Source organism: Streptococcus suis (assembly GCF_046032535.1).
In the GTDB taxonomy this organism is placed as follows: domain Bacteria; phylum Bacillota; class Bacilli; order Lactobacillales; family Streptococcaceae; genus Streptococcus; species Streptococcus suis_AK.
Genome location: NZ_JARQPL010000028.1, coordinates 23,721 through 31,897, shown reverse-complemented (window position 1 = coordinate 31,897; position 8,177 = coordinate 23,721). Strand labels below are relative to the sequence as shown.

Here is an 8,177-nt window from a genome sequence, read left to right as displayed (position 1 = left end):
TGTCTAAGAAAAAGAAAAACAGAGGTGTTTTATGAAAAAGACAACGAAACTTTTTGCACTTGCAGGTGTGACTCTCCTTTCAGCATCTGTTCTTGCAGCATGTGGTTCAAAACAATCAGGTGCAGCAAAACAGGAATTGTCATTCCCATCTGAAGTAAAACAAGATGGAACAGCAGTCGCAGATGCTCAATTGAAATATGCATTTGTTTCAGCTACAACTTCATCAGGTCTCTTGATTGACGAGTTGACTGAAAATACAACTGACTCAACATTTGGTGGAATGGTTGATATTTCAATGTTTGGTTACGATGGAGATCGTAAGTTAGATGATTCTGGTCTTGCTAAAGCTGAATTTGATGTAAAAGGTAAGAAAATCACTGTTAGTTTGACAGGTAAAGATTACAAGTGGTCAGATGGTGAGCCATTTACAATCAATGACTACATCTTTACTATCAAGTCAATGGCAAGCAAAGACTATACAGGTGTTCGTTTTGATGATAGATTCTTGAACATTGTGGGTATGGAAGAGTATGTTGCAGGAACAGCATCAGACATCTCTGGTATTAAGAAAGTTGACGACTACACAGTAGAATTGACTGTAAAAGAAATGTCGCCTTCAATGATGTATGCGGGTGGTGATGTCCCAGCTTATATCCAACCAGAACATATCTATAAAGATATCCCTGTTGCAGACTGGGAAAAGAGCGAGTACTCACGTACAGCTAAACTTGTTGGTATGGGACCTTGGAAAATCAAGGAAATCGTAAACGGTGAGTCTATCACTTACGTACCAAACGAATACTTCTTCAAAGGTACAACGCCAAAAACAAGCTCATTGAAGATTGACATCGTATCTCCAGATACTATTGTTTCTGAAATGAAAGCTGGTAACTATGACATCGCAGATATGCCTGTTGACCAGTTGGATTCATACAAGGATGCTTCTAACTTGAATATCGTTGGTTCTTTGGACTCAGCTTATGAATACATTTCATTTAATTTTGGTAAATATGACGAGTCTGCTAAGAAAAACGTCATGGATGAAAATGCTAAGATGAATGATGTGAAACTTCGTCAAGCAATTGCCTATGCGATTGATACTAAGACAGCTGGTGAGTCATTGTACAATGGTCTTTACCACCCTGCAAACTCATTGATTATCTCATTCTTCGGCGACATTCATGATTCAGAGTTGGAAGGCTATTCATACGATCCAGAAAAAGCTAAGAAACTCTTGGATGAAGCTGGTTATAAGGATGTGGACGGAGATGGTATTCGTGAAGGTAAGGACGGTAAAGAGTTCAAGATTACCTTTGCAGCTCGTAAACGTACAGAAGCCAACGAAGCACTTGTAACACAGTACATTGCTTGGTGGAAAGAAGTTGGCTTGAACGTTGAACTTTACACAGGACGTACAGTTGAAGGTAAGTCGTTCTATAACTCAGTTCAGGCTAATGATGCTGCTATTGATATGTATGCTGGTGGATGGTCAACAGGTTACGATCCAAACCCAACAGGACTTTGGGGTCCAATCGCAGCCTTCAACATGTCACGTTTCGTGTCTGATGAAAATACTAAGTTGTTGAATGCAATCAGCTCAACAGAATCATTTGACGATAAGAAAAATGTTGAGAACTATAAGGCTTGGCAAAAATATGCTCACGAGCAAGCATTTGCTATTCCAACATTTGAATCTGAGTCAATCACAGCACTTAACAAACGCGTGAAAAACTATGATTCTAACTATGGTTCAGCTTCAGAAAAAGGTATCGCTTTTGAAAATATCGAACTTACAGCTGATAAAGGTGTAGCGGCAGAATAGTTTTATAAAGAAGATAATAGAATCTGAAAAAGCCAACTTGCTTGGCTTTTTTCAGATTGCTATTGGAATTTTCTGATAATTATGGTATAGTAGACTCAGTACACAAAAAATGAGTCACTACTAACAAAAACTCAAGATGGATCACATTAACCTACTCAATTTCTAATTGAGTCAGTAATAGGGATGGTCTTGATTTATGATTGGATATAGTACTTTTTTTACTTCTGGGTAACCGCTATCAAACGATAATTGATAGAAATATGTTATTCTAGAGTAGTTATATAAAGTCAGTTAATCAAACATTATATGAACTTGATAATCATAAGGATATTGAATTGATTGAGCTTGATTAGCTGGCACATAAAGGAGGAAAAAGCGTGGCTACCGAAAAACCGCTTTTAGACATTAAAGATTTACACGTCGGTTTCCGTATTGGAGATGATTATTTTGACGCTGTTGACGGTGTTGACATCTCATTGCAAAAAAATGAAATTTTGGCAATTGTAGGGGAATCTGGTTGTGGTAAATCAACTTTGGCAACGACCATTATGGGCTTGCATAACCCTTTGAATACCAAAATCACAGGAAGCATCCAGTACAATGATATGGAATTGATTGGTATGGATGAAGCTAAGTACAATACGGTACGTGGTAATGATATTGGTATGATTTTCCAAGATCCCTTGGCTTCTCTGAATCCATTGATGACGATTGGTGCACAGATTGATGAGGCGCTGTTCTATCACACTGATTTGGATGCCAATGCTCGTACAGAGCGAGTTTTGGAACTCTTGGCTCAGGTAGGTATTCCAAATCCTAAGCGGACATTTAAACAGTATCCACATGAGCTTTCAGGTGGTATGCGTCAGCGTATCATTATTGCGATGGCCTTGTCTTGTAAACCCCCAATTATTATTGCGGACGAACCGACAACAGCCTTGGATGTTACAATTCAAGCACAAATCTTGGATCTCTTAAATGATATTCAAGCGGAGACAGGTTCGGGTATTATTTTGATTACCCATGACTTGGGAGTAGTTGCAGAGACTGCTGATCGTGTGGCTGTCATGTACGGTGGTCAGTTTGTCGAAGTAGCGCCAGTAGAAGAACTCTTTACCAATCCAAAACATCCATATACACGTTCGCTCTTGAAGTCAAATCCTCAATCAGGTAGCGAAGGAGGCAATCTTCATGTTATTGAAGGTATTGTGCCGCCGATTACAAAAATGGTTCGTAAGGGTTGCCGTTTTGCTCCACGTATTCCGTGGATTGGAGCAGAGGCTCATGAAGAGAATCCGAGCATGCACGAGGTAGGTCCAAATCACTTTGTTCGTTGTACCTGCCATGAGACATTCTATTTTGAAGGGGAGGCCTAATAGTGGGATTTATTGAAGTAAAAGATTTAAAAGTCCATTATCCAATTCGTAGTGGCTTCTTTAACCGTGTGACGGATCATGTCTATGCTGTCGATGGCGTTAATATTGAGTTTGAAGAAGGAAAAACCTATGGTTTGGTAGGTGAGTCAGGTTCTGGGAAATCGACCATTGGTAAGGCAATTATCGGTTTAGAGCGTGCCACTTCTGGTCAGATTATCTATGAAGGACAAAATGTAACCAACAAATCACGTGGTAAAAAAGGAAACTTTAATCGTGATGTTCAAATGATTTTCCAAGATTCTCTTTCAAGTTTTAACCCGAAAAAACGTATTTTGGACATCATTGCAGAACCAATTCGTAACTTTGACCGCTTATCTCCAGATGAAGAAAAGAAAAAGGTTCTTCATCTCTTGGATACAATCGGTCTAAATGAAGAAGCCCTGATTAAATATCCTCATGAATTCTCAGGTGGTCAGCGCCAACGTATCGGTGTTGCTCGTGCCTTGGCTAGTAACCCTCGTTTGATTATTGCTGATGAGCCGGTTTCTGCCTTGGATTTGTCTGTTCAGGCACAGGTCTTGAACTATATGAAACGTATCCAAGATGAGTTCAAACTTAGCTATCTCTTTATTTCCCATGACCTCGGTGTTGTACAACACATGTGTGATGAATTGTTTATCATGTATCGCGGACGTTTCGTAGAGACAGGAAATAAGAACGATATTTATAATAATCCACAACATATTTACACTAAACGTTTGTTGTCTGCGATTCCATCAATTGATCCAGTAAATCGTTTGAAAAATAAGGAAAAACGTTTGGCTGCAGAGAAGGAGTACCAAGAAAAACAAGGTCAGTACTATGATGAAAACGGTCGTGTGTACGATTTGAAAGCTTTTTCAGCAACTCATCAAGTAGCCCTTCCAGAAGGAGGTAAGAACTAAGATGTGGAAAACAGTATTACGACGTTTGCTCATGATGATTCCTCAGATTATCATTCTGAGTGTCATTGCATTCTTTGTTGCGAAGATGATGCCGGGGGATCCCTTTACAGGATTGATTGACCCCAATATTGATCCAGCAATCATTGAACAAAAACGGATTGCGGCAGGTTACTATGACCCAATCCCTGTTCAGTATTTCCGCTGGGTAGGCAATCTTTTGCAAGGAGATTTTGGTCAGAGTGTTATTTTTAAACAACCAGTTGTTGATGTCATCATGCAACGTTTAAACAACACTATTTGGTTGTCTTTATTGACGATGGTGTCGACTTATTTGATTGCCCTTCCTTTAGGTATGATTGCAGGTCGTTACCAAAACTCGCTTGCAGATAAAATCATTGGCGTGTATAACTTCTTGACATTTTCAACTCCAACTTTCGTTTTTGCCATCCTTATGCTTTGGATGTTTGGCTTTAGTTTGGGTTGGTTCCCAACGCGTGGGTCGATTGACGGTGGTGTAGAAGGATTTGCAGCTATTCTCAGTCGCTTACACCATATGATTCTTCCAGCGATTACAATGGCAATTTTGTCAACAACAGTCACTATTCAATATCTTCGTACGGGGATTATCGATGCGAAGAGCCAGGACTATGTTCGTACAGCTCGTGCCAAAGGTGTTCCTGAGAGAGTTGTTTATAACCGTCATATCTTCCGGAATTCTATCTTGCCAATTGCATCTTTCTTGGGCTATGAATTGACAGGATTGATTGGTGGTTCTATCTTCATTGAAAATATTTTCACTTATCCAGGTATCGGTCAGTTATTCTATAACTCTATTTCTAGTCGTGACTATAGTGTCATCTTGGCTTTGTTATTGATATTTGGTATGGGTACCTTGTTGGGGACATTGATTTCAGATATTATCATGAGTATCGTGGATCCACGTATCCGTGTGAAATAGAAGGAGGAGTAAGGTGAGTAAAGAAAATAAAAAACAAGTACAATCTGCTTCAACTCCTCCAGGTGGCTTCCGTGTCATCGCGCGAGAGTTTATGAAGGATCGACTTGCATTGACCTCATTAATTATCTTAGTGACGGTTCTCTTGGCAGTCTTTATCGGAGCGCTTCTGTTGGATCAAGAACAAGTTATGAAAGTCAACCTTTTGGGACGTTACTTGGAACCAGGTGTTAACGGCTATATCTTGGGGACAGATGAAGGTGGTAAAGATATCTTTGGTCAGCTGATTATCGGTGCTCGTAACTCGATCATTATCGGTTTTACCATTACGATTATTACTAGTATTGTTGGTATCTCTATCGGTCTGATTTCTGGTTATTACGGTGGTCGTTTGGACGGATTCTTGATGCGTATTGTCGATTTCATCATGATTTTGCCAGTGACTATGTTGATCATTGTATTCGTGACAGTTATCAAGAACTATACGATCTATCACTTCATTCTCATCATGAGTGCCTTTTATTGGACGGCCAAGGCTCGTCTATTCCGTACAAGGACTTTGTCAGAGGCAAGCTTGGATTATGTCAATGCATCAAAAACATTGGGAACAAGCGACTTCATGATTATGTTCCGTGAAATTTTACCAAACTTAAGTTCATTGATTATCGTCAACTTGACCTTGAACTTTGCGGGAAATATCGGTATTGAGACTTCGTTGACTTATCTTGGTTTCGGTCTACCATCGACAGTACCAAGTTTGGGTACCTTGATTGCCAATGCCCGCAATGCAGATATTTTGGAAAACAAGACATGGATTTGGTTGCCAGCAGCCATCTTCATCCTTGTGATGATGCTCTGTATCAACTATGTCGGACAAGCTTTCCAACGTGCAGCAGATGCTAAGCAGCGTTTAGGTTAATTGTGAAAAGGGTTCCTTTGGGAACTCTTTTTTTGTAAAATCCGATGTAACAAGCTTGTTTTTTACAGAAAGCAGAAAATGTGGTAAAATGGAGTGATAAAACTATTTGAGGTAACGAATTATGACTGTTAAAATCAATACTAAAGACGGCCAAATCGAATTGACTGATGACGTGATTGCCACAGTTGTTGGCGGTGCTACGACTGAGATTTTCGGTGTTGTTGGGATGGCTAGTAAGTCTGCGATCAAGGATAATTTTCAAGCACTTTTGAGAAAAGAAAATTATTCTAAAGGTGTTGTGATTAAGACCTTGGAAGATGGTCGCATTGCAGTCGATGTTTATACTGTGATGAGCTACGGTGTAAAAATCAGTGAAGTATCTCGCAACATCCAAGAACGCGTTAAGTTCAACTTGGAAAATCAACTAGGTATCTCTGTAGATGCCGTCAATGTCTTTATCCAAAATATCAAAGTCGTAGGAGAATAATTGTGTCTAAAATTACAACTAGTTTATTTCAAGAAATGGTGCAGGCAGCATCAACTCGTCTGAATAAACAAGCCGAATATGTGAACTCACTAAATGTTTTCCCAGTTCCAGATGGGGATACTGGGACCAACATGGGGATGACTATTACCAATGGTGCTAAAGAAGTAGCAGATAAGTCTGCTTCTACTGTTGGAGAAGTTGCGCAAATTCTTTCTAAGGGCTTGTTGATGGGAGCTCGTGGAAACTCAGGTGTTATTACGTCGCAATTGTTCCGCGGTTTTGGTCAATCTGTTAAAGGCAAGGTTGAATTGGACGGTAAGGATTTGGCGCAAGCCTTTCAACATGGTGTAGAAGTGGCTTATAAAGCCGTTATGAAGCCAGTTGAAGGTACAATTCTTACTGTTTCGCGTGGGGCAGCCACTGCAGCTTTGAAAAAGGCAGAAGAGACTGATGATGCGGTTGAGGTCATGCGTGCCACTCTTGACGGTGCTAATCGTGCTCTTAAGAAAACGCCAGAGATGCTTCCAGTATTGAAGGAAGTTGGCGTTGTCGATTCAGGTGGACAAGGTCTTGTTTACATTTATGAAGGCTTCTTGTCAGCTTTGACGGGTGAGTATATTGCTTCGGAAGATTTTGAGGCGACACCTGCTGTTATGTCTGAAATGATCAATGCTGAGCACCACAAGTCAGTTGCAGGTCATGTAGCGACTGAAGATATTACCTTTGGTTACTGTACAGAAATCATGGTAGCTCTTCGCCAGGGTCCTACTTATGTCAAGGACTTTGATTATGAAGAATTCCGTACCTACCTCAACGACCTTGGAGATTCCCTCCTTGTGGTCAACGATGATGAAATCGTTAAAGTCCATGTCCATACAGAAGATCCAGGTTTGGTCATGCAGGCAGGTCTTCAATACGGTAGCTTGGTCAAGGTAAAAGTGGACAATATGCGTGAGCAACATGAAGCTCAGGTTGAGAAAGAAGAAAGTTTCCAAAAACCGGCTGAACAAAAAGAGTATGCTATTATTGCGGTAGCTGCTGGGGAAGGTTTGACAGAAATCTTCAAATCACAAGGTGTTGACTATGTGATTTCAGGTGGTCAGACCATGAACCCATCAACAGAAGATTTTGTTAATGCTATTGAATTGGTCAATGCCCGCAATGTCATCTTGTTGCCAAACAACAAAAATATCTTGATGGCTGCTCAGACGGCTGCTGAGGTTGCAGAAGTTGCGGTTAAGGTTGTGGAAACTAAGACCCTACCACAAGGTTTTACTAGCTTGCTTGCTTTTGATCCAAGTCGTGATTTGGAAAGCAACTTTGAAGCGATGACGGCATCTCTCGCAGAGGTGAAAAGTGGTAGCGTGACAACTGCAGTCCGCGATACAACCATCGATGGTCTTGAAATCCATGAGAATGACAACCTTGGTATGGTTGATGGCAAGATTGTGGTTTCTAATCCAGATATGATGGAAACACTTGTCGCTACATTTGAGAAAATGCTCGATGAAGATAGTGAAATCGTAACGATCTATATCGGTGAAGATGGTAATGAGGAACTCGCTCAAACTCTTGCTGAGCAGCTAGAAGAACAATTTGAAGATGTTGAGGTTGAAATCCATCAAGGAAATCAACCAGTCTACCCATATCTTTTCAGCGTAGAATAAACAAAAT

Annotated in this window: 7 protein-coding genes; all 7 read left to right on the top strand. The window is 40.4% G+C overall.

Going from position 1 to position 8,177, the window contains the following annotated elements:
- The first annotated feature begins 31 nt into the window (after window positions 1–31).
- The 7 genes from P7J58_RS08700 (at window position 32) to P7J58_RS08670 (ending at window position 8,170) form a co-directional block, all read left to right on the top strand.
- Complete coding sequence (locus P7J58_RS08700; protein WP_408556139.1) at window positions 32–1,822, top strand: oligopeptide ABC transporter substrate-binding protein; 1,791 nt, start codon at window positions 32–34, stop codon at window positions 1,820–1,822.
- Window positions 1,823–2,199: 377 nt separating this feature from the next.
- Complete coding sequence (locus P7J58_RS08695) at window positions 2,200–3,198, top strand: ABC transporter ATP-binding protein (RefSeq protein WP_024379505.1); 999 nt, start codon at window positions 2,200–2,202, stop codon at window positions 3,196–3,198.
- A gap of 2 nt (window positions 3,199–3,200) precedes the next feature.
- Window positions 3,201–4,142, top strand: a complete 942-nt coding sequence (locus P7J58_RS08690) for an ATP-binding cassette domain-containing protein (RefSeq protein WP_029750608.1) — start codon at window positions 3,201–3,203, stop codon at window positions 4,140–4,142.
- A 1-nt stretch (window position 4,143) separates the two neighbouring features.
- On the top strand, window positions 4,144–5,100 hold the full coding sequence (gene opp4B / locus P7J58_RS08685; RefSeq protein WP_408556138.1) for an oligopeptide ABC transporter permease: 957 nt from the start codon (window positions 4,144–4,146) through the stop codon (window positions 5,098–5,100).
- A 13-nt stretch (window positions 5,101–5,113) separates the two neighbouring features.
- Window positions 5,114–6,016 (top strand): ABC transporter permease, encoded by a 903-nt coding sequence (locus tag P7J58_RS08680; protein WP_002942329.1) that lies wholly within the window; start codon window positions 5,114–5,116, stop codon window positions 6,014–6,016.
- Between the two features lie 121 nt (window positions 6,017–6,137).
- Entirely contained in the window at window positions 6,138–6,503 is a 366-nt protein-coding gene (locus P7J58_RS08675; RefSeq protein ID WP_002939192.1) for an Asp23/Gls24 family envelope stress response protein, read from the top strand.
- Window positions 6,504–6,505: 2 nt separating this feature from the next.
- Window positions 6,506–8,170 carry a DAK2 domain-containing protein gene (locus P7J58_RS08670; RefSeq protein ID WP_002942340.1) on the top strand — a complete coding sequence of 555 codons (1,665 nt, stop codon included), beginning with the start codon at window positions 6,506–6,508 and terminating at the stop codon, window positions 8,168–8,170.
- Window positions 8,171–8,177 lie beyond the last annotated feature (7 nt).

Bases quoted from the DNA above. Each gene is read 5' to 3' on its own strand.
- P7J58_RS08700 (WP_408556139.1), top strand. From the start codon at position 32: ATGAAAAAGACAACGAAACTTTTTGCACTTGCAGGTGTGACTCTCCTT.
- opp4B (WP_408556138.1), top strand. From the start codon at position 4,144: ATGTGGAAAACAGTATTACGACGTTTGCTCATGATGATTCCTCAGATT.
- P7J58_RS08675 (WP_002939192.1), top strand. From the start codon at position 6,138: ATGACTGTTAAAATCAATACTAAAGACGGCCAAATCGAATTGACTGAT.